This window comes from Collinsella aerofaciens, assembly GCF_039758965.1.
Lineage (GTDB): Bacteria > Actinomycetota > Coriobacteriia > Coriobacteriales > Coriobacteriaceae > Collinsella > Collinsella aerofaciens_BR.
Window position 1 is genome coordinate 1 of the sequence record NZ_JBDMSL010000005.1, and the last position, 24,714, is coordinate 24,714.

The 24,714-nt window shown below is 60.8% G+C and carries 21 protein-coding genes; 8 read left to right on the plus strand and 13 right to left on the minus strand.

Features of this window, described 5'->3' with window-relative positions:
* Positions 1-249 precede the first annotated feature (249 nt).
* From ABHU32_RS02340 to ABHU32_RS02360, 5 genes are all read right to left on the minus strand, one after another.
* Positions 250-2,202, minus strand: a complete 1,953-nt coding sequence (locus ABHU32_RS02340) for a heavy metal translocating P-type ATPase (protein WP_346978770.1) — start codon at positions 2,200-2,202, stop codon at positions 250-252.
* A gap of 100 nt (positions 2,203-2,302) precedes the next feature.
* Entirely contained in the window at positions 2,303-2,521 is a 219-nt protein-coding gene (locus ABHU32_RS02345; RefSeq protein WP_035137286.1) for a cation transporter, read from the minus strand.
* A gap of 63 nt (positions 2,522-2,584) precedes the next feature.
* Positions 2,585-2,950 (minus strand): ArsR/SmtB family transcription factor, encoded by a 366-nt coding sequence (locus ABHU32_RS02350; RefSeq protein ID WP_035137284.1) that lies wholly within the window; start codon positions 2,948-2,950, stop codon positions 2,585-2,587.
* 420 nt (positions 2,951-3,370) lie between these two features.
* Positions 3,371-4,561, minus strand: a complete 1,191-nt coding sequence (locus ABHU32_RS02355; RefSeq protein WP_346978771.1) for a hypothetical protein — start codon at positions 4,559-4,561, stop codon at positions 3,371-3,373.
* 351 nt (positions 4,562-4,912) lie between these two features.
* On the minus strand, positions 4,913-5,881 hold the full coding sequence (locus ABHU32_RS02360) for a 3'-5' exonuclease (protein WP_148332813.1): 969 nt from the start codon (positions 5,879-5,881) through the stop codon (positions 4,913-4,915).
* Positions 5,882-6,053: 172 nt separating this feature from the next.
* Between ABHU32_RS02360 and ABHU32_RS02365 the strand changes: the two genes are divergently transcribed.
* A complete protein-coding gene (locus ABHU32_RS02365; RefSeq protein ID WP_346978772.1) occupies positions 6,054-7,142 on the plus strand; it encodes a putative manganese transporter in 1,089 nt (362 codons plus the stop codon).
* Between the two features lie 104 nt (positions 7,143-7,246).
* Here ABHU32_RS02365 and ABHU32_RS02370 read toward each other — a convergent pair whose 3' ends face one another.
* Positions 7,247-7,729 (minus strand): YaiI/YqxD family protein, encoded by a 483-nt coding sequence (locus ABHU32_RS02370; RefSeq protein WP_346978773.1) that lies wholly within the window; start codon positions 7,727-7,729, stop codon positions 7,247-7,249.
* The gene (locus tag ABHU32_RS02375; RefSeq protein WP_117797862.1) at positions 7,730-8,332 is read right to left on the minus strand and encodes an HdeD family acid-resistance protein; all 603 of its coding nucleotides are present in this window, start codon (positions 8,330-8,332) and stop codon (positions 7,730-7,732) included.
* A 235-nt stretch (positions 8,333-8,567) separates the two neighbouring features.
* On the opposite strand from ABHU32_RS02375, the gene ABHU32_RS02380 reads away from it, so the two are divergent.
* The 3 genes from ABHU32_RS02380 to ABHU32_RS02390 all read left to right on the plus strand — a co-directional run bounded on the left by ABHU32_RS02380 (position 8,568) and on the right by ABHU32_RS02390 (position 10,517).
* A complete protein-coding gene (locus tag ABHU32_RS02380) occupies positions 8,568-9,239 on the plus strand; it encodes a nitroreductase family protein (protein WP_346978775.1) in 672 nt (223 codons plus the stop codon).
* An 82-nt stretch (positions 9,240-9,321) separates the two neighbouring features.
* Positions 9,322-9,864 carry a histidine phosphatase family protein gene (locus ABHU32_RS02385; RefSeq protein ID WP_346978777.1) on the plus strand — a complete coding sequence of 181 codons (543 nt, stop codon included), beginning with the start codon at positions 9,322-9,324 and terminating at the stop codon, positions 9,862-9,864.
* A gap of 17 nt (positions 9,865-9,881) precedes the next feature.
* Positions 9,882-10,517: a histidine phosphatase family protein gene (locus tag ABHU32_RS02390; RefSeq protein ID WP_346978779.1), complete on the plus strand. Its 636-nt coding sequence runs from the start codon at positions 9,882-9,884 to the stop codon at positions 10,515-10,517.
* 129 nt (positions 10,518-10,646) lie between these two features.
* On the opposite strand, the gene ABHU32_RS02395 is transcribed toward ABHU32_RS02390, so the two are convergent.
* The 5 genes from ABHU32_RS02395 to ABHU32_RS02415 all read right to left on the minus strand — a co-directional run bounded on the left by ABHU32_RS02395 (position 10,647) and on the right by ABHU32_RS02415 (position 16,958).
* On the minus strand, positions 10,647-11,336 hold the full coding sequence (locus ABHU32_RS02395) for a DUF1015 family protein (RefSeq protein ID WP_346978781.1): 690 nt from the start codon (positions 11,334-11,336) through the stop codon (positions 10,647-10,649).
* A gap of 39 nt (positions 11,337-11,375) precedes the next feature.
* A complete protein-coding gene (locus ABHU32_RS02400) occupies positions 11,376-12,596 on the minus strand; it encodes a M20 family metallopeptidase (protein WP_346978783.1) in 1,221 nt (406 codons plus the stop codon).
* 175 nt (positions 12,597-12,771) lie between these two features.
* On the minus strand, positions 12,772-13,935 hold the full coding sequence (locus ABHU32_RS02405) for a phosphoglycerate dehydrogenase (RefSeq protein ID WP_346978784.1): 1,164 nt from the start codon (positions 13,933-13,935) through the stop codon (positions 12,772-12,774).
* A gap of 69 nt (positions 13,936-14,004) precedes the next feature.
* Positions 14,005-15,129 carry a 3-phosphoserine/phosphohydroxythreonine transaminase gene (gene serC, locus ABHU32_RS02410; protein ID WP_346978786.1) on the minus strand — a complete coding sequence of 375 codons (1,125 nt, stop codon included), beginning with the start codon at positions 15,127-15,129 and terminating at the stop codon, positions 14,005-14,007.
* Between the two features lie 227 nt (positions 15,130-15,356).
* Positions 15,357-16,958, minus strand: coding sequence for a potassium/proton antiporter (locus tag ABHU32_RS02415; protein ID WP_346978788.1), 1,602 nt, complete (start codon positions 16,956-16,958; stop codon positions 15,357-15,359).
* A gap of 253 nt (positions 16,959-17,211) precedes the next feature.
* On the opposite strand from ABHU32_RS02415, the gene ABHU32_RS02420 reads away from it, so the two are divergent.
* Positions 17,212-18,051 (plus strand): metallophosphoesterase family protein, encoded by an 840-nt coding sequence (locus ABHU32_RS02420; RefSeq protein ID WP_271758824.1) that lies wholly within the window; start codon positions 17,212-17,214, stop codon positions 18,049-18,051.
* 308 nt (positions 18,052-18,359) lie between these two features.
* Here ABHU32_RS02420 and ABHU32_RS02425 read toward each other — a convergent pair whose 3' ends face one another.
* On the minus strand, positions 18,360-19,934 hold the full coding sequence (locus ABHU32_RS02425) for a lipopolysaccharide biosynthesis protein (RefSeq protein ID WP_346978789.1): 1,575 nt from the start codon (positions 19,932-19,934) through the stop codon (positions 18,360-18,362).
* 180 nt (positions 19,935-20,114) lie between these two features.
* On the opposite strand from ABHU32_RS02425, the gene ABHU32_RS02430 reads away from it, so the two are divergent.
* From ABHU32_RS02430 to ABHU32_RS02440, 3 genes are all read left to right on the plus strand, one after another.
* Complete coding sequence (locus ABHU32_RS02430; protein ID WP_346978790.1) at positions 20,115-21,686, plus strand: L-lactate permease; 1,572 nt, start codon at positions 20,115-20,117, stop codon at positions 21,684-21,686.
* Between the two features lie 278 nt (positions 21,687-21,964).
* Positions 21,965-23,635 (plus strand): phosphoenolpyruvate carboxykinase (ATP), encoded by a 1,671-nt coding sequence (pckA, locus tag ABHU32_RS02435; protein WP_260699425.1) that lies wholly within the window; start codon positions 21,965-21,967, stop codon positions 23,633-23,635.
* A 225-nt stretch (positions 23,636-23,860) separates the two neighbouring features.
* Entirely contained in the window at positions 23,861-24,580 is a 720-nt protein-coding gene (locus ABHU32_RS02440) for a B3/B4 domain-containing protein (protein ID WP_346978791.1), read from the plus strand.
* Positions 24,581-24,714: the final 134 nt, after the last annotated feature.

The window sequence follows — 24,714 nt, forward strand, 5'->3', positions numbered from 1 at the left end:
GGCCAAAGGGAGCTCAAGCCCATAAGGAGGGCCTACGAGGCATGGGTCGAGGCCGGACTTCCGCTCGATTGGGACAGACGGGCGTTCGAGGCCGAGCGCAAAATGGATTCTAAAAAACACCTTGCCAAATAGGAGCGTCAGACCAGAAGTGCCCCCGTTCGTAGCTCCGAAGGAGCAGAACGGGGGCACTTCATTGGTCGAGGACGTTTTCAAAACCAAGCCCGGCCCCGGCCGGACAGCCCACGAACGCTACAAGTTCTTGACACCCATCGCGCGCATGGCGTTCAGGATGGCGATGATCGCCACGCCTACGTCGCCGAACACGGCAAGCCACATGTTGGCGATGCCCAGCGCTGCCAGCACAAGGATCAGCAGCTTAACGCCCAGCGCAAAGATGATGTTCTGCCAGACGATCGTCATGGTCTTGCGTGCCACGCGGATCGCGCGGGAAATGTTGGACGGCTTGTCGTCCATGAGCACGACATCGGCGGCCTCGATCGCAGCGTCAGAACCCATAGCGCCCATGGCAATGCCCACATCGGCGCGCGTAAGCACGGGCGCATCGTTGATGCCGTCGCCCACAAAGGCGAGCTTGCCCTTGCCCGATTCGGCTGCCAGCAGCGCTTCAACACGCTCGACCTTGTCGCCCGGCAGCAGCTGCGCGTGGAACTCGTCGAGCCCCAGCCGCTTGGCCACCGCAGCAGCCACTTCCTCGCGGTCGCCCGTGAGCATGACGGTGCGCTTGACGCCGGCGGCGTGCAGGTCGCGGATCGTCTGCTCGGCATCGGCCTTTATGGTGTCGGCAATTACAATGTGGCCGGCATAGATGCCATCGACTAGCACGTGGAGGATGGTGCCGACGACCTCGCAATCGGGCGCTTCGACTCCGGCCGCGGCGAGCATCTTTGCGTTGCCAACGACGACGTGCTTGCCGTCGATGGTTGCCGTCACGCCATGGCCCGCGTCGTTGGTGGAGTCGCTTACGCGCTTGGGGTCGACCTCGCCCTGGTAGGCGACACGTACGGACTGCGCGATGGGGTGATCGGAGAACGACTCAGCAAGGGCTGCGACTTCGAGCAACGACTGCTCGGTATAGCCGGCCTCGGGGTGTACCGCGACCACCGAGAACGTGCCGTTGGTGAGGGTGCCCGTCTTGTCAAAGACGACGGTGTCCACGTCGGCGAGCGTCTCGAGGTAGTTAGAACCCTTGATGAGAACGCCCAGCTTGGACGCGCCGCCGATGCCGCCAAAGAAGCTCAGCGGCACGCTGATCACGAGCGCGCACGGGCAGCTGACGACCAGGAAGGTCAGGCCGCGTAGGATCCAGTCGGACCAGGCGCCGGTGACCAAGCCGCCGCCGAGCGCGAGTACCGCGGCAGCGCCGGTGACGGCGGGCGTGTAGATGCGGGCAAAGCGCGTGATGAAGTTCTCGGTGCGCGCCTTCTTTTCGCTGGCGTTTTCTACGAGCTCCAGGACGCGCGCGACGGTGGACTCGCCAAAGGGCTTGGTGGTGCGCACGTGGATGAGCCCCGTCATGTTGATGCAGCCGCTGATGATATCGTCTCCGGTTTTGGCCGGGCGGGGGACCGACTCACCGGTAAGGGCGGCGGTGTCGAGCTGGGTTTCGCCTTCGACGATGACGCCGTCGATGGGCACGCGCTCGCCGGGCTTGACCACAATCACGGTGCCGACGGCGATGTCATCGGGGAAGACCTGCTCGAGTGTGCCGTCGGGCTGCTCGACGTTAGCGTAGTCGGGCGCGATGTCCATCATGGCACTGATCGACTTGCGGCTCTTGCCCACGGCGTACGCCTGGAACAGCTCGCCGACCTGGTAGAACAGCATGACGGCGGCGCCTTCGGCCATGTGCGGGTCGGTATCGGGGAAGAGCACCATGGCAAACGCGCCGATGGTCGCGACTGCCATAAGGAAACTCTCGTCGAAGGCCTTGCCGCGGCGGATGTTATTGAATGCCTTTTGCAGCACGTCGTAGCCGGCAATCAAAAACGGTACGAGGAACAGCACAAAGCTGGCGTAGATGTCGCCCGGGGTACCGAATGCGGCGGTGAGGGTGCCGAACTCATCGAGGGCGTACACCACGGCAAAAATGCCCAGCGCTACCAGGATGCGGTTGCGCTTATGCTCGAGTGACTCTTTCTTCTTGCGCTTCTTCTTTTTCTTCTTGGGGTCGGCGGTGGCCATGACTCGTATCCTCCCATTTGAATGTATGAACACTCGCTCATATAATTTCGCGAGCAAAGGCCGCGGCAATCGCGGCCTTGCAGGTTGGCGTAAACCTGGGCTAGAGAATGATCTCGCAGTCCGGCTCGGCGTCGGCCGTAAACTCTACAACGCGGTTGAGCACCTCGTCGAACTCGGCGTCATCGGCCTCGAGCGTCAACTTCTGGGTCATAAAGTTGACGGACACGGATTTGACGCCCTCGAGCTTGGCCAGCTCGTCCTGAAGCTCGCGCGCACAGTTGGCGCAGTCGATCTCATCGAGCTTAAACTGCTTTTTCATGGTGGGTTCCTTTCCCTGTATTTGCGGCTTGGGTGCAGGCCGCGCTGGTACCGTGGTTGGCTGCTATTCGCAGATGTGGCTCATGCCCTGGTTGAGCATGGTGTAGACGTGGTCGTCGGCGAGCGAGTAGAGGATATTGCGCCCGTCGCGCCGGAATTTAACCAGGTGCGACTGCTTGAGTGTGCGCAGCTGGTGCGATACTGCCGACTGCGAGGTTTCGGTCGCTTCGGCGATGTCTGCCACGCAGAGCTCGCGGCCCATGAGGGCATAGAGGATCTTGATGCGCGTGGTGTCGCTGAAGACCTTGAACAGGTCGGCGAGGTCGTAGAGAAGCTCCTCGTCGGGAAGGTCCTCGGGCGAGCAGGTGGTCGGGATCGCGGGTTCGGTGGCCTCGATGTCGAGTTTCGTTTCATCAACGCGGATGCTCATTGCAATATCCTTTCATATGAACATGCGCTCATATAATTTACTTTCGATTATATGAGTGCATGTTCATATGTCAATGACGTTCAGGTAATTCGTTGTACAAAATGATGGGGAATAGTGGACGAGATCCCGGACTGAGCGTTTTTTGATAGTCGATGCCAAGGTGGGTACCCTCGTGCCGTGCAAAAAATGGAGTATTCTGCAACTATAGGGGGTCCGCTAATTTATTGCAGGTCATATAATGCAGTTCAAGAGTTATCTTAGGGTGTTAATCCGATGAGTTCTTCCTCAAATGTTGCCTAACGCTCTCACGCAAGAGTGATTTCGCTTCACATTTGGATCCACTCGAGGGTGATAGACACCCGACCCTGCTGAATACTCGCAATTTTGCACGTCGCTAGGGTACCCACCTTGTTAGCCGGCCTAGTCTCCGGCCCCGAAGACCCTGCCCTCGGGCGCGAGGCTGCTTGTTTGGGCAAATGATGGGCTGTCGGATTCGACAGTCTGCATGTCATCGATTGCCGGAACTTCATTAATTGTCGGGTCATCCAGCGTGATGCCTTCGAGCGTTGCTTTTTCGAGGTCGATTCGTTGACGCTCTTCGGAATCCTGGCGAAGCTGCTTCTGAATTCGCTTTTTCTCTTCTATAAACCTTCTGAGCACAAACTGTCTCAGGTCCTCTTGCATGATTTGAAAGTCTTTTGGCAGACGCGAGGGGCGTACGCCCTCTTTCCGCTGGATTGCTTCCATGACCCTAACAAAAGAGCTGGCATGCATAAAGGAATAACGGCTGACGGTGATGATTCCGTACCCCATGGACGCAAGTGCATTCTTGCGCTCCTCATCGATGGCGCGGTCTTCTTCCGCGTCATGATAAAAACCGTTGTATTCAATGTCTGTGCGAGATTTCTTTAGATACGCATCCATAAAGAACTTTTTGCGTCTCGTGAGATTCTTTGCGGCGGCGGTGACCTGCACCTCGTAATCGGTCTCAATTCCCTTAATACCAAGCCCTCCTTCGCTTTTGGGCAGCGTTAGCATCATGACAAAGGCCGTTTCCATAGGAGACCGGCATCCGTCGCGCACACATTGGATTGCCTTTCGGGCAAGGGCCAGACCGTCGCATCTGGTAATGGAATTAAAGAACTGCTTTAACCTCTCGGTCGAGGTGAGCGCGAAACGCTCGCTATAAGAGGTGGAAGAGCCGGTTCCAAGGGAATAAGCGCCGCACAGTTCAAAGTAGTACTCCACCAGTTCACGAAAAGAAAGATAGGTGGCGGCCTGAAGTGCGCAAAGCTCAACGCTAACAATGAAGATGCCATCTTTGAGCTCTATAAAGCGTGAGTTCGAGAATCGTTTTGAAGAAACGTGGCATTGACAGTTCATTGCATAGCGCGCGTTCCTGCGATGAAACACCATTACCTCGAGGGAATCATTTGCGTCGAGGGAAACATCATGTTTGGTGAGCCATTCTGCGGCTGCGTCAAGGAGCGTTCCGGTGGGACATGATCCGTAAATCGCGGCAGGGTTACAGAACTCGATGCCTTTCGCAGACACCGAATGCACGGCCTGGTAGACCGCTTTTGCAGTGGTATGTGACAATACGATACTCATGGTATATATCGTGTCAGCTAATGCCGTGTTGATGGCGCTGAGTGAAAAAGTCGTTTTAGAGGTCTAACCAAATGCTGTCCAAAAACTTGACGCAATTATGAGTTGGTATGCCCTAAATAAAAGTTTTCGCAGCTTAGCTATAGCATATAAATACTCAATTGCCGCACATTTGATAGTGATGCATCACCATCCGACAACGAATTACGTGTCGGGAATTGGCCGAAATCATTCAAAATGAGGGTTCAGAATTTGTGATGGCAGGTTTATTTGTGGAACGTAGGGCGGCCCCGCTGCGGGGTTTCCCGCTGCGAGGCCGCCCGTGATCTACGCCGGAGTTTGTCGTAGACGTTTCTACTTGTCAAACAGGTTCTTGAGGTTGAACTCGGCTTGGACGGTGCGGAGCATGAGGTCGGTGTCGTCCAGACCCAGATGCTGCTCGTTGGCGTCGGCGGCGAGGGTTCCACGGCGGCGCGCCCAGTTCTCGAGCGCGGCGGGGGCGGATTCGCGGGGGAGCGAGCGGACGTCGGCATCCAGGCTGCGGCAGATCTGGCGCGAGTCGATGACGATAATCTTGCCGGCACGACGCGCCTCGGCGTAACCGTCCAGGTGAATCTTGAACCAGCTGTCCTCAAAGGCGGCGTTGTGTGCCATGTACGGGTACTTCTTCATAAGCTTGAGCAGCTGCTTTTGCAGCTCTTTGTTCTCGCGGAAGGGCGTTTTGCCGTCGATGTCGTCCCAGGTGATGTGGTGGATATTCGACAGCGGCACATCCTCGCCGCGGTAGATATCGGGCAGGCCGCAGTAGTGTGCCTCGGCGTCGTGCGGGACGGCGTCGCTGGTGAGCTCCATGATCTCCCAGCCCACGTTGATGATGTAGCCGCGCTCGGGTGCACGGCCGGTGGTCTCGATGTCGATGCCGAGCACTGTGCCTTGGATAGGCTTGCGGGCGTACGCCACGCCGAGCGCGTCGCGGTCGCCGCGGATCTCGCGCATGACGGACGCGGCGGTGCGCTTTTGCATCTTGCCGATGGCGGCGCAGGTGTCGGCGTCGGACAGACCGCGCGAAAGCGTCGCGGGCGTCACGTTGCGCAGGCGCGCCTCGCCAATCTGGTCGCACAGGTCGCGGTTGCGGTCAGCCAGGTCGCGCACGGTGGCAAAGTCGAAGCTGGGGTCGCCCTCGGCGGTAAAGTACTCGGTTTCGAGCACCTTAAGGGCCTCTTCGCCCTTCTGGCGCTCGGACTCCATGGCGCCATGATCGCCATAGATAAACATTGGAATAAACGGCTGGCGCTCGTATTCGAGTGCTTGTGAAACGTTCATATAACTGCTCCTTGGATGGGCCGCGTCGTGCGGCTTTGAGTCATTAAGATGTGGCGAGATGATAGTTTACCATGGGCAACTATTGGCATCGCGCCTAGGATAACTACAATACCCTAGTTGACCGCTAGGACTTTTACAATGCTGCCGAAAGACACGAAAGGTTCCATCCGTCATGGGTTTGTTGATTGATATTCTGCTCGACGCCGGCAAGGACACGCTCTCGCTGGTGCCGTTTTTGTTGGTGACGTATCTGGCCCTCGAGACGCTCGAACATGTTGCGGGCAACCGCGTTAACGGCGCCATCAAGCGTGCCGGAGCCGCGGGCCCCGTGGTTGGCTCGTTGCTGGGCATGGTGCCGCAGTGCGGCTTTTCGGCAATGGCGGCCACGCTGTATGCCGGTCGTGTCGTGACCTTGGGTACGTTGGTGGCGGTGTTCCTTTCGACCTCCGATGAGATGCTGCCGCTGTTGCTCGCCGAGCAGGTGCTCGTGCAGACCATGGCGATGCTTTTGGCTTCGAAGGCATTGATCGCGCTGGTCACGGGCTTTATCGTGGACGCCGCCATTCGCGGCCTGCGTCGTAACGCTCGCGCGCATGCGGCGATTCGCCGCACCGTGCTGGGAACCGCGGCCAACCCGGCCCACGTGAACTGCGCGCACGACGACCACACTGGCGGTGACATCATCGACGAGGTGGCCGAGGCGGGCGTGAGCGCCGACCACATCCACGAGCTGTGCGAGCGCGACCATTGCGGTTGTGATGAAGACGAGGACGAGCACGACCACGGACATGGCCACGATCACGGTCATGAGGGCGAGCATGAACACCATGATGGCCACGGTCACTCCCACTCCCACGAAGGGACGCCTGTCCTGTCGATCATACGCAGCGCGATTTCGCACACCGTGCAGGTCTCGGTATTCATTTTTCTGGTGACGCTGATTCTGGTCGCCGTGCTCGAGTCGTTCGGCGAGTCCGCAATCGAGCAGTTCCTGCGCGGCAACGAGACGCTTGCGGTCCTGGGCTCGGCACTCGTCGGCCTGATTCCCAACTGCTCGGCCAGCGTCGTCATCACGCAACTGTACCTGGAAGGCGCGCTGCAGCTGGCCCCGATGCTCGCCGGCACGCTCATCTCTGCAGGTGTGGGCTACCTGGTGCTGTTCCGCACCAACCGCAGCGCCCGCGAAAACGTCCTGTTCCTGATCATGATGTACGTCATCGGTGCGGGCTGGGGTCTTATCCTTTCTGCCTTTGGCCTTTAAGTAGATTATTGGGACATGTCTTACGATCTACCCCTGTGACCGGGGCATTCCCCGCTGCCAAAAAAAAGGTAGATTTTTAGGCATGTCCCAAAAATCTACCTTGGTTAGCGCAGCAGCTCGGTGAGGTTGCGCTTAAAGCGAGCGCGGTCTTCGCTGGTAAATGCCGCCGGTCCGCGAGTGCGTCCGCCGGCGCGGCGCACCTTCTTTTCCTCGTGGCGAATAAACAGTTGCATGTCGATGGTCGCCTTGTCGTAGACGCGCCCGCGCACACCGATTGCGGCGGCATCGCGGCCGAGCACCATGCTCGCCAAGCCAATGTCCTGCGTCACGACTACGTCGCCCGCCTGCAGGCGTTCGACAATGGCAAAGTCGGCGCTGTCGGCGCCCACGCCCACATCGAGCGTCGTGACCCAAAAGCCGCGTCGCGCGTGCTCGGCATCGCGCGGGTCGTCGCGGCGAATGTGCCGTTCCAAGTTTTGCGTGCTGTTGCCGGCGATAACAACGGCGACGCCCGCCCGCCGCGCGCAGTCAATCGACTCGCGCGTGACCGGGCAGGCGTCGGCATCAATAAAGAGCGTTCGCGGCATCTAGTGCACCAGTTTGCCAAATTGAATAGCGCGAACAATCAGCGTTACGCCAAACACCAGCAGCGCGGCGCCGCTAAAGATGACGAGCATCTTGGCCGACCACAGCGGATAAATAAACACGAACATGCCGGCGATGATGGAGAGTGCGCCGCTCAGGATGGCGAGGGCACGGTTGGACGAAAGCTCGGACTCCAGAATGGACATGACACCTTCGACAATCCAGCCAAAGCCGGCCACGATAACCACCATCGTGGTGAGCGTCGCGGTCGAGAAAGCCTGGTTGCGCAGGATTATGACGCCGCCCAAGATAATGAGTAGGTTGGAGATGATGCTCGTCACGCGCCAGCCGGTGGGCAGCAGCGGCTCAAAAATGGCAGTGAACAGCCTGATGGCAGCGGTGATTACAAAGTAAAAACCCAGGACGGTCGTCAAAAAGACGAGGGACTTGGCGGGTGCAAAAAGCAGCGCGATACCAGCAATGAGCGCTAAGACGCCCGTGATGGCGTAGATCCAGCGTACGGCCTTGACGGCTTTGCCCGCCATGCTTTTCTCGTCAAATCCAAACTGGCTCGATTTTTGGTCATCGTTCTTAAAGATGCCCATAATGTCTCCTTTCCGTGCGGCGTAAGCCTTGATCGTTACAACCAGTATCGCTTAAAGGCGCTGGCGTATGGGTCGGGGAGGGCGAAACGTAACCCAAAGGTCCCGAATTGTTTCCGTTGTTCCCCACGTCGCGATTTTCTATTCAACAGGTGTAGAACATTGCAGCCCTGTTCGTTATTGCCTACGTTTTAGGTTAGATTCTCCTAAGGACAATTGGCTTGTATTGGGGGTCCCTATGAACGAAGCAGTTCCCGCGGCGCCGGTAAGCGCCGAGACGATGGCAAAGCAGGGTTGCGAAAAGCTCGGCTTGAACGCGTTTGATGCGTTGGTTCGCCGCGCCCGTACGTGCCGTCGCTTTGACGAGTCCATGCGCGTGCCGCGTGAGCTTTTGCTTGAGCTGGCGGAGCTGGCGCACCTGACTCCCTGTGGTGCCAATGCTCAGCGTCTTCGTTTTCATGTGGTGAGCGGTGCCGAGGATTGCGCGCGCGTATTTGATGAGCTCGCGTGGGCCGGTGCGCTTAAGGATTGGCCGGGTCCTGCCGAGGGTGAGCGCCCGACCGGCTACATCGCGATTTTGGCCGAGCGCGCCGTTCCGGGCAAGCCAGCCGCTCCCATTGCCGAGGTCGACACGGGCATTGCCGCGCAGACGATGATGCTCGCCGCCCGCAGCGCCACGCCCGAGGTGGCAGCCTGCATGTTCAAGGCCTTTACGCCCCACGCGATCGATGCCATGGGGCTCGATAACGACAAGTATGAGCTCAAGCTGATCATGGCGTTTGGCGTTCCGGCCGAGACACAGGTGATCGATGCGATCGATTCTAACCCCGACGGCTCCATCAATTATTGGCGCGACGAGGCACAGGTGCACCACGTACCCAAGCGTTCGCTCGTCGACGTGCTGGTGTAGTTGAGCGTCACCGCGGCGTGATCCGGCGGTAAACCACCACAAAGGTGCCTGTTCCCTTTGTGGTGGTACGAGGGGAGGGCATGTGGCCGATCTGTATTTGGTGCGGCATGGGCAGACTGAGCTCAATGTGCAGAGCATTTTGCAGGGCTGGCACGATTCGCCACTTACGGCGCGCGGGCGCGAGCAGGCGCTGACGGCGCGTACGGCGTTTGCGGCGCGTGGCGTGGCCTTTGATCATGTGTATTCCTCGCCGTTGGGCCGGGCGCGGCATACGGCCGAGCTTATCGTTGGCGAGGGCCGTTCCATTGAGCTGGTCGATGACCTGCGTGAGTGGCATTTTGGCTCGCTGGAGGGCACATCAAATCGCGAGATGCCGCCGCGGCCCTGGGGCGATTATCCGGTGGCCTTTGGCGGCGAGTCGGAAGTGCAGCTTCAGTCGCGCATGGTCGCGGCGCTGTCCCGCATCATGGCCAGGCCGCAACACGACTGCGTGCTGGCGGTTTCCCACGGCTCAGCCTGCCAGGAGTTTCTTGAGTATGTGACTGGCGAGGGAGAACTACCCGACAACGGTGCCGTGCTTCATTTTGGCTATTGCGACGGGGCGTTTTCGCTCTTGGGTTGGTAACGAACGAAAGGACCCCTATGAATAAAGATCTGTATCTGGTCCGTCATGGACAGACGATATTCAACCTTAAGCGCATTATTCAGGGCTGGAGTGACTCGCCGCTTACGCAGTTGGGTTGCGACCAGGCGGCGCGCGCCGGCATGTTTTTACGTGCGCGCGGCATTGAGCCCGATCATGCCTACACCTCCACGCTTCATCGCACCGAGCAGACTATCGCCAACTTGTGGCCGGGCTTGGCGTACGAGCGCCTGGACGGCCTGCGTGAGTGGTTCTTTGGCGACTTTGAGGCCGAGCGCGTGGTGCTCATGCCCGAGCGCCCGTGGCGCGACTTCTATCGCCAGTTTGGCGGCGAGGGCCAGATGCAGGTGCGCGAGCGCATGGTGGCGACGTTGACCGAGCTTATGCAGCGTCCGGACCATACGTGCGTGCTCGCGGTAAGCCATGGCTCTGCCATCAAGGAGTTCATGGACCACGTGAAGGGCGCGGCGGCCGACGAGCGCGACCGTGTGCCGGGCAACTGCTCGGTGCTGCACTTTGCGTTTGACGACGAATCCGACACGTTTGAGCTGATTGAGATTTTTACGCAGGAGGATTACGCACGCGAGCTGGGCCTTGAACCGCTTGTGGCTACTGCAGGTCCGCAGCGCGGATAACGCGAGCGTGGCGGCTCGGGTCGCCGGCATAACTTCTCGATGCAAAAGGGGCGGAGATGCATGTACCTGCTGCATCTCCGCCCCCTGTTTGTTGAGCTGCCGATTTTTGTGCTGCGCGGTCTGGTCTTGCTAGAACCGCGCGACTTGGTGCGTGAGCAGACCCGTCGGAACCTGCGGTGCGCCGCCGCTGACCTGCGCGGCGGGGAGGAGCGCGGCTACGGCAAAGTTGAACGGCTCTTTGCCCGTGTAGGTGCCGGCGGCACGGGTCTCATCGGCCAGCAGCTGCGACGCCCCGGTCAGAGCGGCGGCGTAGGCAGGGTCGTCGGCCAGTGCCGGCTCCGGCGCCTGGTCGAGCATGGCACGGATGGCGCCGACGGCGTCCTCGCGCTTGACCTCCCACACGCGGTGCGTGATGCCCGCAGGATCGGTGACGGCGTAGAGCGAGGCGCCCTCTTTGGCAGCGCTCAGGATGATGTCCATGACGGGCGACGCCTCGTAGGCGAGCGACACGGGGCGCGGCTGCACCTTGAGCTCGGCGATCGCGCGCGCGGCGGCGAGTGCGTCGACGCTCTCGGCGGCAGCCTCATCGCTAGCCGTCAGCACGTTAACCGGGCAGATCGCCACGACGCCCGTCACACGTCCCGGCTCGCCCGAGCATTCGTACACGTAATACGCCGCACCCGGGTCTTTGAGCATCAGGCCATCGGCAATGGCGCCGCGCAGGGCGTCGTTGCCGCTCAAGATGCCGCCCATCTGCGGCAGCGCCTCGAGCACGCGGTCCTGAGCCGGGCGGATGCAGGGAAACGGAAGTGCTTTCATGGGCGGTCCTAACGCACGAGTCGGTTTGTTCGCGGCTTATTATGCCCCAACCTGGCCGCTCGCGTCCCAGAGCACGTTATCGGCGAGCGCGATTAGCACCTGCTGACAACGAACGATATCGGCGTGGGGCACATATTCGTTGGGCTTGTGCGCGAGCGCGAGCGACCCGGGACCGTAGCTCATGCAATTGCGGTTACCTGTCTTGCCGGCAATGACGGCGGTGTCGGTGTAGCCGGTAAAGAAGCCGACGGTCGTGTCCGCGTCCGTCACGTCATCGGCGGCACGCTTGAGCGCTGCTAGAAGGGGAGAGTTCGGGTCGCGCTCGATGGCGGGGCGGTCGCCCGTCACGGTGTAGCTGCCATGGCAACCGGGAACGGCGGCTTCGGCGACGGCGATGGCCTGCTCTACCATGCGCGTCGCGGCGGCCGTATCGGTCGGCGGGGTCAGGCGCATGTCGACCCAGACTTTGGCGCGGTCGGGTACGACGTAGGGGCGATATCCGCCCTCGATTTGGCCAAACGTGATGGTCGAAGGCCCCAGCTCATTATGCACGGGCAGCGCCGCAAATGCGCGGCGAAGCGAGCACACGACCTCGGCCATGGCGGCGACGGCATCCGCGCCCTTCCAGGGCTGGCTCGCATGCGCTGTCACGCCAGCCATTTCAATCTCGAACCACGTACGCCCCTTGTGCGCCACTTGAATCTGTCCGTCGGTGGGCTCGGTATCCAGCACCCATTCGCGCGAACCGACCCAGCCGGCATCGATGGCTGCCTCGGAGCCTCGCATAAAGTCTTCCTCGTCGACCGAGCAGATGAGCGAAAAGCCGCGGCGGGGCAGCGCGCCATCCGTCGCCACGCGCTCGAGCGTATGGACCAGTGCGGCAATGGCGCAGGCCAGGCCACCCTTCATATCGCAGGCACCGCGGCCATAGAGCTTGCCGTCGCGCACAACCGTCCCGAGCGGCGGAATGTCCGCGTCCCAGCCATCGCCCAGCGTAACGGTATCCATATGGCAGATATAGACGAGTCGTGGCTCGTCGCTCAGTCCCGGCACGGTGACCATAAGGTTGCGGCGCCCGGGCAGCACCTCGAGTTCCTCAACCTGCACGGCATGGAGTACCGGATGGCTCAGCTGCGCCAACCGTTCCTCAACCAACGCTTTGATATAGCGCTCAATCTCGTCCTCATACGCACCCGGGTCTGAGCTGTCGATCCGCACGAGTCCTTGCGTAAGCCGCCAAGCAAAATCTGTATCAACCATAGGCACCTCACAGATAGTTAGGTCAACATACAGATTGTATGCCAAGAAGCGGCTCGGTGCATTTAATGGAGCGCTCACAAAAACGGGGCGCCTCTCGTGCGAAAGGCGCCCCGCGGGCATTCAATGTCAGTGACGGGCAGGCCACATGGGGAACTGCCTGTCAGATCAGCCGGCGCTATTTGATTACGCGCACGCGATACATCGACGGAATCTGCTTAAGCGCCTCGATCGTGCTGCTGTTCAGGTGCTCATCGGTGTCGAACATGGTGTAGGCGTTCTCGCCGGCGGACTCGTTGGTCATGCGCTGCACGTTGGCGTTGTCCTTGGCCAGGATGGCCGTGATCTGGCCGATCATGTTGGGCACGTTGGCATGCAGGCAGGCAATGCGGCTCGCGGCGCGCGCCTTGCCCATGCTGCAGGCGGGGTAGTTGACGCTGTGCGCGATGTTACCGTTCTCCAGGTAATCCTTGAGCTCGCTGATGGCCATGTCGGCGCAGTTGGCCTCGGCTTCGCCGGTGCCGGCGCCCGAGTGCGTGGTGATAAACGTATTGGGCATCTTGACGGTCTTGGGCGTGGCAAAGTCGCAGCTAAACCAGCTGAGCTTACCCTCGCGCAGGGCGGCGTCGACGGCGTCTTCGTCGATGATGGTCTCGCGCGCGTAGTTGATGAGCACGGCGTCGGGTGCCAGCAGGTTAATCTGCTCGGTGCTGATCATGCCGATGGTGTCGGCCTTGCTGGGCACGTGTACGGTGAGGTAGTCGCAGCCGCGGCAGAGATCCTCGAGCGTGCCCACACGCTGCACCTCGCGGCTCAGCACCCACGCGTGCTCGACGGAAATGAACGGGTCGTAGCCGTAAGCGTCCATGCCCAGGTCGACGCAGGCGTTGGCGACCTTGGAGCCCACGTTGCCCAGGCCGATGACGCCGATGCGCTTGCCCTTGAGCTCGCGGCCCACAAAGGCCTTCTTGGCCTTCTCGGCATCGACCTGAATCTCGGGGTCGTCGGCGTTGTCGCGCACCCAGTTCATCGATTGCACCACGCCGCGGCTCGAGAGCACCAGCATGCCTAGGACGAGCTCCTTGACGGCATTGCTATTGGCGCCGGGGGAGTTAAAGACGACGACGCCCTTCTTGGCGTACTCTTCGACGGGGATGTTGTTGACGCCGGCGCCGCAGCGGGCGATGGCGCGGATTCCCTCGGGCAGCTCGTAGCCGTGCAGGTCGGTTGAGCGCATCAGAATGGCGTCGGCCTCTTCGGCGGTGCTCACAAATTCGTAGCCTTCGCCAAACTCGACTTTGCCGTCTTTGGTGATGTCGTCGATGGTCTTAATCTTGCGCATGAAAAACTCCTTAGCTGGTTTGTTTAAAACAAGTGGTTTGAAGTGGCTGATCGGCCCGCGTGCTGCGGGCTAGTTAGATCGCTGGCTCAAACCGTGCTGCGCTTCGAAGTCCTTCATGTACGTGGCCAGTGCCTGCACGTCCTCCATGGTTACGGCGTTGTAGACGCTGGCGCGCATGCCGCCGACGAGGCGATGGCCCTTGACATTTTGAATCTGGTGCTCTGCCGCGCCTGCGACAAAGGCCGCGTCGAGCTCGGCGTCGCCGGTGCGGAAGGTGACGTTGGCGATAGAGCGGCTGTCGGCCTGCGTGGTGCCATGGAACAGCTCACTTTGCTCGAGCAGGTCATAGAGCAGATTGGCCTTGGCCCAGTTGCGCTCGGCCATGGCGGCAAGTCCGCCGGTCTCCTCGACCCAGCGGAATACCTTGCCGCACACGTAGATGCCAAAGGTGTTGGGCGTGTTGAGCATGGAGCCCTTGGCGGCCTGGGTCTTAAGGTCCATGTACTGCGGCGTCTGCGCAAAGGCGGGGCCATCTGCGATGAGATCGTCGCGCACGATGACCACGGTCACGCCCGCGGCACCGGCGTTTTTTTGCGCGCCGGCGTAAATGAGCCCGTAGTGCTCAACGTTGAGCGGCTGCGACAAAAAGCAGCTCGAGACATCGGCGACCAGCGGTACGTCGCCGCAGTTGGGCAGCTCGTGGTACATGGTGCCAAAGATGGTGTTGTTCTGGCAGATGTAGACGTAGTCGAGCCCGTCGCCTGCGGCCTCGGCGGCAATGCGCGCGTTGATGTCGGCCATGGTGGGTATGCGGTCGAAATTGGTGTCCTCGGAGCTCGCGAGCAGTACGGCCTCGCCGTACTTGGCGGCCTCCTTGTATGCCTTGTTGGCAAAGTTGCCGGTCACGATGTAGCCGGCGCGGCCGCGGCGCATGAGGTTCATGGGGATGCCCGCAAACTGCAGCGTGGCGCCGCCCTGCAAAAACAGGACGCGGTAGTTGTCGGGGATGCTTAGCAGGCGACGCAGAGTTGCCTCGGCGTCGTCGATGATCTGCTGGTACATGCTAGATCGATGACTCATCTCGAGCACGGACATGCCGCAGCCGCGGTAGTCCATCATCTCGTCGGCGATCTCGGCGAGCACGCTTGTAGGCAGCGCGGCCGGGCCAGCTGAGAAGTTGTGCACACGTGCCATCTTCTAGTTCCCCCTTGTAGTCGTTTGGACGTTCGGGATACTTTAGCACAGTGGAGCGCCAGGCGCGACCGCATCACAGCAAAACCCGAGTGCGCCGCTATGATTTACAGGATGGTTACATGGGGGAGGGGTGCTTTACTCCTCAGGCAAATCCAAATCTGCGAGCGAAGGCATGAGGTTCTCTAGGCGCTTGATCTCTTCGCCGCAAATTAGCTACCTCCTGGTCACTACGACGCCAGCGTGGCGATGACGGCTTCGTCGCCGGCGTATATTAGGGTGTTGCCGTCGGGGATGATCGTCTGGCCGTCGCGTTTGAGCATCACGACGATAAAGGGATGCTTGCCTTGCGGCACATCGCGAAGACGCTGGCCGGCCAGGCGACCGTGGGGCGTCACAGTGACCTCGCGCAGCGTAACTTCGGCACGCTCTTCGAACGTCGGGGCGGCCATCACCAGCAGATCGCCTTCCTCGATGACGGTATCGCCGTTGGGCAGCACCGGGTGCGCGCCGTCGCGCAGCACCAAGACCACCAGCATGTTCGTTGCGCTACCAATATCGGCGAGCGAGCGTCCGGCAAACGGATGGCCCGCGCCCACCTTGAGCTTTACAAACGACATGCCGTCCTCGTCGCGGTAGTCGTTAAAGGTACGGCGTACGTCGCCGGTCGCATCGATCATATCGAGCTTCTTCGCCACCGCTGGCAGCAGCGAGCCCTGCACCACGATGCTCGACACGGCAATCACAAACACCAGGTCAAATAGGTCGTGTCCGCCGGGAACGCCGGCCACCACGGCAAAGAGGCTAAAGACGACCGAAGCTGCTCCGCGCAAGCCCGCCCAGCTTACGAGCGCGACCTGGCGGGGGCTCGTCTTAAAGGGCGCCAACAGCATTCCCACGGCGATGGGGCGGCTCACAAAGAGCATAAACGCCATGAGCGCCAGGCCCGTCAGCAGCATCTGCGGCAGGCGTGCGGGCGTTACGAGCAGGCCGAGCAAGAAGAAGATCGTCATCTCGGCCATCTCGGTGAGGGTGTCAAAGAAGTGCGCCATCTCGACCTTGCCGGTGATGTCGCTCGCGCCCAGCACAATGCCGGCCAGGTACACGGCCAAAAATCCGTTGCCGCCCAGGTGGCTCGGCAGCGCGTAGGCGACGATGGCCACGGCGAACAAAAAGATGGTCTGCGCACCCTCGGCCGTTGCGTGTGCGCGTTCAATCAGGCGGCCCGCCGCCCAGCCGATTGCAAGACCCAGGCCCGCGCCCAGGATAATCTGCTTGGCCAGCAGTGCGGGAATGTTGATGTCGCCGCCGGCCGCGAGTGTGGCGAGCACGGCGGTGAGCATGTAGGCGACGGGGTCGTTGGAGCCCGATTCGACCTCGAGCAGCGAGTCGGTGCCGCCCCTCAGCGAAAGGCTGTGCTCGCGCAGAACGCTAAAGACGCTGGCCGCGTCGGTGGACGCCACGACCGATCCCAGCAGCAGGCCGCCGATCCAGTCGAAGCCCAGCACAAAGTGGGCGAATACGCCGGTGATGCCGGCAGTGATGACGACGCCGAGCGTGCTCAGCAGCACCGCGGGCACGGCGACGGGCTTGGCGCGGTCGATATTGGTGTTAAAGCCGCCGTAGAACATGATGAACAGCAGCGCCGTGCTGCAGACGGTTTCGGTGAGTGCGTAGTCGCTAAAGTCGATGTGCGCCGGGCCGTTGACGCCCAACAGCATACCCAGCGCGATAAAGATGAGCAGGGTGGGGAAGGGGAGCTTTTTGCCGACGGGTTTGATGGTCAGGCACAAAATGATGACAAGGCCGATAAAGAGAAGGATCTGGTTCATGGATGGTGTCCGCTCCTGGGTGGTTGGCGTGGCACGGTCAGTTGTCTGCGGATATTTGTACCCAAAGATGGTGGGTTTATGGGGTTGGATTGCGGGCGCGCGCGATATCGTCATAGACGGCTGCCGTCTTTGCCTCTGCTCGGAAACCCTTTCCAGCTTTATTGCAACGGAGTACAATGGGTAACGTTTAAGTTCAACTTGAAGTTTTAGTTGCGGCGCCGGGCTTCGGCCGCAATGCAAAGAGAGGCGTACCATGGCGATCTATGTGACATCTGATGCTCACGGGCACGTGCGTGCGCTTGACGAGGCCCTGTCTAAGATCTCGTTGACGTCCGACGACACGCTGTACGTGCTGGGCGACATGATTGATCGCGGGCCCGATCCGGTCGGCGTTATTAAGCTCGTGCGCTCGCTGCCCAACGCCCGCGTGCTCAAGGGTAATCACGAGCAGATCATGCTCGATGCCATCATTGGCCAGGATCCGCTCGATGCCGAGACCTGGGATATCAACGGTGGCTGGACGACGCGTGAGCAGCTCAACGACATGGAATTTGAGGCATACGAGGAGCTCGTGCGATGGATGGCCGCGCTGCCGCTCTACGCGGTGGTCGAGACCGAGGAGCGCCCGTATCTGCTGGTACATGCCGGTATTGAGACCGAGGCGGCGCGGGCGTTTTTGCTTGAGCATGGCGTCGATTGTGCCGATGGCGTTGGAGCGGTGGGTGCCGATCGCGAGCTGCTGCAGCAGATGCTCGCGGTGCAGTCGTCCGATGACCTGCTGTGGATTCGTCATGGCTATTGGGATGCGTCGACCGGGCTGCTTTCTGCCGAGGGCAAGGGCCCGGTCGTGGTGAGCGGTCACACGCCCACGGTATCGCTTGGGCGCTATTGCGAGGTCGGTGGTCTGGCGGGGCTCGATGAGGAATCGGGACGCGGGCAGATCGTGCGCTTGGGCGGCGAGGACACTGCTGGTGTGCCCGATCGCATCGACATCGACTGCGCCGCCGCCACCGGCTCCGAGTTCGGCCGCGTGGGCATCCTGCGCCTGGACGACGGGGCCGAGTTCTATGCGAATATCAACCCGGGCGAATAATCGGTGCAAGGGGTAGCTAATTTTGGACGGGGCCTTTTTTGACTACTTTTGCCCTTCTGCCCGCAAATTGATTTTTCAGGGACGGGGATTAAATAATCATTTGGCTGCCCGCTGGCTAAGTGAGTAGACTTTTTTGGAAATGCCGGGCACCCAACATATTTGCCTCAATAAAACCGCTGGTCACGGACTTGTGCTTTGTCGGTGTGGTCCGGGATTCGGTAAAAGTCTACTCACTTAGTTTTGCGTGTCCGCAACGAGACTCCAGCCGGGGTGATTCCACCGCAAATTAGCTTCTCCCATCGCCGCAATTAGGCGCCGTACGGATTCCGGTCCCTCTCTATGCGTTGGCGGATGTGGGCGTACTCGATAATCAACAGTACCAGCAGTAGGGCCATGATGGCCAGGTAGCTCACGACGGCGCCCATCAGGCCGAGCAGATTGATCAGAATCACCGGGAGCACCACGCTCACGGCAAAGCAGATCAGGTAGATCTTGGTGACATCTCCAGCGTGGCGCAGCACCGTGATGATGGCGTAGATAAAGTCGATGGCCGCGGTGACGCCGCCGGCGACGACCATCAGCAGCGCCAGCGTACGGTAGCGTTCAAAGCTGAGACCATACATAAAGCTCATGAGGGGAATACCGGGACCTGCCATAAATGCGGCGCACACGCCGGTGATGACCACGATCAGCGCCATAACGGCAACAATAATCAGGTCAAAGCGGCGACGCTTGCGCGGATTCGCCCAAATGCTCGACAGACGCAGGAGCTGCGGTTTATAGATAAATCCAATGCTCAACAAAATTCCCTGCGCCGGAAAGAACAGGGCATTAAAGTACAGCTGATACTTGTAGGCCAGCGCGCCTTCCATCACGAACTTGGGCATGCTCTCGATAAGGTTAAACAGGAACAGTGCGCCAAAGAGCGGGGCGCACTGGATAAACAGGTGGCCAGCCTCGCGCAGGCTCATGCGGCGTGATTTTTCGGTCTCGAGCAGGGCGAGCGGGGCGGTGACCAGCACGAGCGAGGCAATCGCGGCGATGCCCATGGCCATGGCCGCGATGGGCATGCTGCGCGTGAGGAACAGTGCCACGCTAAAGACCGCGATGACGCCGGCGGAACGCAGCGTTTGGCTCATGCCGGCCAAATAGAGCTTGTCGGCCTGCTGCAGGCGGCCCTCGTACACGTCGGCGATGCCGTCGATCACCTTATAGAGGTAGACGCCCAGGCCGATCGTGGCCATCTGCGCATCGTAGCCGCGTGCGCTGCTGTACGTGAGGCCGCAGCCTAGTGCGAGCGCTCCGCAAAGCCAACGGTTGAGCTGGTAGGAGGCGAAGGAGGTTTTTTCGTCGATGTCCGAGACCTGAAAGTTGCGCACGCCGTAGTTGCACGCGATCATGATGAGCGTGCCGGTGACAAAGGCGATGGAGAATTTGCCTGCTTCTTCTGCTCCCACGAGCTGCGTAGACACGATGGTGAGCAGCGGAAACGCCAAGCCCCACACGGCGGTGCCGAGGGTGTTCCAAAGATAGTCGCGACTGGTGGCGTGCTCCTCGTATTCCGCTTCCTGCATGGAGAAGCCGCCGCCGTAGACGGCGCCGAGCAGACGGTTCCACCAAGCGTTGACCATGCGGCGAACGGGGCCGGGCTCCCGATCGCGTTCGCGCCGACGACGTGTGGCTTGGCTGCTATCGGGCCCGCCGGCGTTGCGCTGGCTCAGCTCCTGGATGCGAGCGAGCTCCTCGGCGGTGTGCGAGGCCGGGAACAGGCCGTTCTCGATGCGACCGCCCTGGCTGGGTGCCCCGCCCGATACGGTGGGGTCGGAGACGCCGTTGTGACGGGCGATGGCGCGGCGGATGCTATCGAGGGGCGTGATACTCAAAGCGGAGTCCTTTCTATTGCTGCGCTTTAGTATAGACGCGACGGTGTTCGCTCGTGTTTTTGAACGGATTGTTCAATAATTTCGGCGGGCGGCTGTAATTTGTCGGTAAACGTGCGGTATCCTGTTGAAGTTTTGTGACACCCCCGATGCCGCCCACGCGGTACCAAGGAGCTTCTACCTATGGACGTCGCCGCATTCTTACTGGCTCTTGTGCCGATTATTTGGCTGGTCGTGATGCTGCTGTGCTTTAAATGGCCAGCTTGGAAGGCCGCTATCGGATCGTTTGTCCTTTCGTGCTTGCTTGCCTTCGCATGGTGGCACCTGCCGGCAGCGCAGATCGCGACCGCCTCGCTCGAAGGTTTTTTGATGGCTCTGTGGCCCATCGTCCTGGTGATCATCGCCGCGGTGTTCACGTATAACCTGTGCGTTCGTACGGGCGCCATGGACGTGATCGGCAGCATGATCACCTCCATCAGCAGCGACCGCCGTCTGCTGGCGCTGCTCGTGGCTTGGTGCTTCGGTGGCTTTATGGAGGGCATGGCCGGCTTCGGTACCGCTGTCGCCATTCCCGCCGGCATGCTCGCGGGCCTGGGCTTTGAGGCCGTGCCTGCCGTGCTCATCTGCCTGCTGGCCAACGGCGTGCCCACGCCCTACGGCTCCATCGGCATCCCCACGGTGTCCGTTGCCGACCTGGTGGGTTTGGATTCCCTTCACCTAGCGACCGTTCAGCTGGTGCAGCTCGCACCGTTCTTTGTGGTGATGCCGCTATTTATTGTGCTGGTTGCGGGCCGTGTTGCCGATGACCAGGGCAATGCCGCGAGTGTGGGCGAGCGTCTGCACGGTGTTGCCGGCGTGGCGTTGCTCTCCGGCGTGTCGTTTGTCGGCGCGGCTCTGGTCGTTGCCATGTTTGTGGGCCCCGAGCTGGCCGTGGTCGTAGGATCCATCGTTTCGCTCGCGCTGACAGCTGCGCTTGCCATGCGTGCCGAGAAGTCGGGGCATCTGGACGCACGCTTCCATATGAATATCGAGGCCGGCGAACAGCTCACCGTTAAATCGGCGCTTTCGGCCTGGTCGTGCTTCATTCTGATTTTTGTACTGCTGCTGGGTACGTCCAACCTGGTGCCCGCCGTGCATGCCGCGCTTGCGCCCTTTGCAAGCCACGTGCAGGTGTATTGCGGCGAGAACCCCGGTACGCTTACGTTTTCGTGGATTAACACGCCGGGTGTTTGGATCTTCCTGGCCGCGTTTGTCGGCGGTGCCATTCAGGGTGCTTCGCCACGCATGATGGGCGAGGTGCTGGCCGCGACTGTGAAGCAGATGATGCCGACGGTGATCACGATGCTTTCGGTGCTGGGCTGTGCCAAGGTGATGGGCTATGCGGGCATGATCTCTTCGATCAGCGCGTTCTGCATCGCCGTCGCCGGCGGTCTCTACCCGATTCTGGCTCCGTGGATCGGTGCGGTTGGTGCGTTTGTGACCGGCTCGGGCACGTCCTCGGGCATGCTGTTTGGCCCCATTCAGAGCCAGGCTGCCACTGCGCTGGGTGTGAGCGACTACTGGATGGTCGCGTTGAACGCCCTGGGCGTCGCCGCCGGTAAGATGATCTCGCCGCAGACCCTCGCCATTGGTCTTGCCGCCGTGCTCGTGCGCGGTAAGGATGCCGAACTCCTGGGCGCCGTCCTGCCCTACGCCGCCGGCATGCTGGTCCTGATGAGCGCCATAGCCATGCTCGGCCAAGGCCTGCCGCTGTAGTCGGCACTTAGGGACGTTCCTTATGTGCCGGCACTTTGGGAACGTCCCTAAGTGCCGGCATCCGGGGACACTCCTTGAATGTTGTCTGTTCAAGAGTGTCCCCAATGACTAGTCGTTTAAAAGCGTCCCCAATGACTAGGCCGCTTGCCTGCGATTTTTGACCGTTGGGCGGGCTTGCCGCCCTTGCCGCAAAAACGTTTTTGCATATCGGGTACAACGGGCTTTACGTGAGTAAAGTGCGCGCCGCGTCCACGTGTCGCGTTTTTAAAGGAGGCCCCATGCCTGGTGTTACCCCTGCAGAAGTTCTGTCCAACTTTGGTATTACGCTCGTTGAAGATCCCGCCGAGAATCAACCCCGTCTGCTGGTGGACCTGCCGGCGGCAGAGCTTGTCGAGCACGCTATTCGTCGCAAAGAGGGCCGTATGGCTTCTAATGGCGCGCTCGTGATCGAGACGGGGGAGCGCACTGGTCGTTCGCCCAACGATCGTTTTATCGTTGACACCCCCGATGTTCACGACAAGATCGCCTGGGGTGCGGTCAACCGCCCACTGTCCGTCGAGAGCTATGAGGCCATCAAGGCCGGCATCGTCGACTATCTCAACGAGCGCGACGTGTTCGTCACGCGCGGCATGGCGGGCGCTGACCGCAACCACACGCGTCGCCTGCTTGTTGCCTGCGAGCGTGCCAGCCAGGCACTCTTCATTAAGCAAATGCTCGCCCGTCCGCTCGCCCGCGAAATCGCGCGCACCGGCGAGCCCGACTTCTGCGTGCTCGCAGCGCCCGGTTACCAGTGCGATCCTGCCATCAAGGGCCTCAACTCCAGCGCCGCCGTGGTCATCAACTTCCAGGAGCGCGTGATTTTGGTCGCGGGTACCGGCTACTCCGGCGAAATCAAAAAGTCCATCTTCAGTGTCATGAACTACCTGCTGCCTGTCGAGGACGACGTGCTGCCCATGCATTGCTCGGCCAGCATGGATCCCGTCACGCACGAGACCGCCGTGTTCTTTGGCCTGTCCGGCACCGGCAAGACCACGCTTTCGGCCAATCCCACGCGCCTGCTGATCGGCGACGACGAGCACGGTTGGTCCGACATGGGCATCTTCAACATCGAGGGTGGCTGCTACGCCAAATGCGAGGGCCTGGACGCCTTCCACGAGCCCGAGATCTTCAACGCCGTCCGTTTTGGCGCCATTTGCGAAAACGTGGTGCTCGACGAGAACCGCAAGCCCAACTACGACGACATCTCGATCACGCACAACACGCGCGTGGCCTATCCCGTGGAGCACATTCCTAACGCGTGGACTAAGGGCATGGGCACCACTCCGAGTGTCGTGCTGTTCCTGACTTGCGACGCTTTTGGCGTGCTGCCGCCCATCTCGCGCCTGACGGCCGACGCCGCCATGTACCACTTTGTGACGGGCTTTACGGCTAAGATTCCCGGCACCGAGGTCGGCGTCACCGAGCCCACGCCCACGTTCTCTTCGCTGTTCGGCGAGCCGTTTATGCCGCTCGACCCCATGGTTTACGCCAAGATGCTTGGCGAGCGCATTGCCGACGGCCGCACGCGCGTGTACCTGGTCAACACCGGCTGGATCGGCGGCGGCTACGGCGTGGGTCATCGCATCGAGCTGGCCTACACGCGCTCGCTGGTCGCGCGCGCCCTCGACGGCACCATTGAGGACAGCGAGTTCGTGCACGACGACATCTTTAACGTCGACATTCCCACGACGTGCCACGGCGTGCCCGATGGCATCCTGGTGCCGCGCCAATACTGGCAGAGCACCGCGCGCTACGACGAGGCCGCGCACAACCTGGCGGTGATGTTCGAGGAGAACTTCGAGAAGAAGTACTCGCACCTGCCCGAGTCCGTCAAAGCCGCCGGCCCGCACGCCCAGGTGTCCGCCGAGGCCCGTCATCGCGGCCGCGGCCTGCTGGGACTCCGCCACTAGCTTCGCCGTGAGTCCATATCCACCACAAAGGGGACAGGCACCTTTGTGGTGGTTTTGCTCACGTGGATGACTCGGGTTACAATACGCCTGACATATCGTCCCCTTCTCCGGATGGGGACAGCGTAAGCGTTCTTGTGACGGCACCGTAGGACTTTGAAGGTGGTCGTTGTAAGGGCGCTTTTTGTTTAGGCGCTCGCGTTGGCGCGAATCGTGAAGGGAGCATGTGTGAAGAGCTTTATTGCCGAGGATTCATTTTGGGAGCTGTTTCCGCAGGCAGCGGTCGGTGTTGTAGTCGTTGAGGGCATGAAACCCGCGGCGCAGATTCCTCAAGAGGACGTGGACGCGATTGCGGCGCTGCTCGATCGCGCCAATATCGACGCGGAGCGTCATCTGACCAGCGACACTATCAGCGAGAACGCACCGGTCAAGGCATGGCGCGAGGCGTATCGTCTGTTCAAGACTAAGAAGGGTGCGCGTTGTTCGATTGAGAACCTGCTTAAGCGCGTGCTCAAAGGCAAGCCGGTGGGCCACATTACGCCCGCGGTGGATATTTACAACACGGTGTCGCTGACCTACGCGCTGCCCGTGGGAGGCGAGGATCTGCATGCGATCGAGGGAGACCTTCGCTTGAAGGTGACCGATGGTGGCGATGCGTTCTTGCCGCTTGGCGAGGAGGCGGACGATCCGACGCTGCCCGGCGAGCTCGCCTACATCGACGATGCGGGCGCTGTGTGCCGCTGCTGGAACTGGCGCGACGGCGTTCGCACGGCGCTGTCCGATGATTCGGCCGATGCGTTCCTGGCGATTGAGTGCGTGGAGCCCGAGCGGATGGGGGATTGCCAGGCCGCGATCGATCGCTTAGCCGAGCTGCTTGAGCGCTATCTGGGAGCGACGGTTGTCATCAAGACGCTTGTGACCCGCGACAATCCTTGCGTGGAGCTGTAGCGGCGCCTAGAACCTATTGATGCTCCAAACCACCACAAAGGTGCCTGTCCCCTTTGTGGTGGTTTTTATGTTGATGGGTTAACAAATGGGGTATTTGGGTACGGGTGTCGCCTTATGCGACTAAGATGTTTACC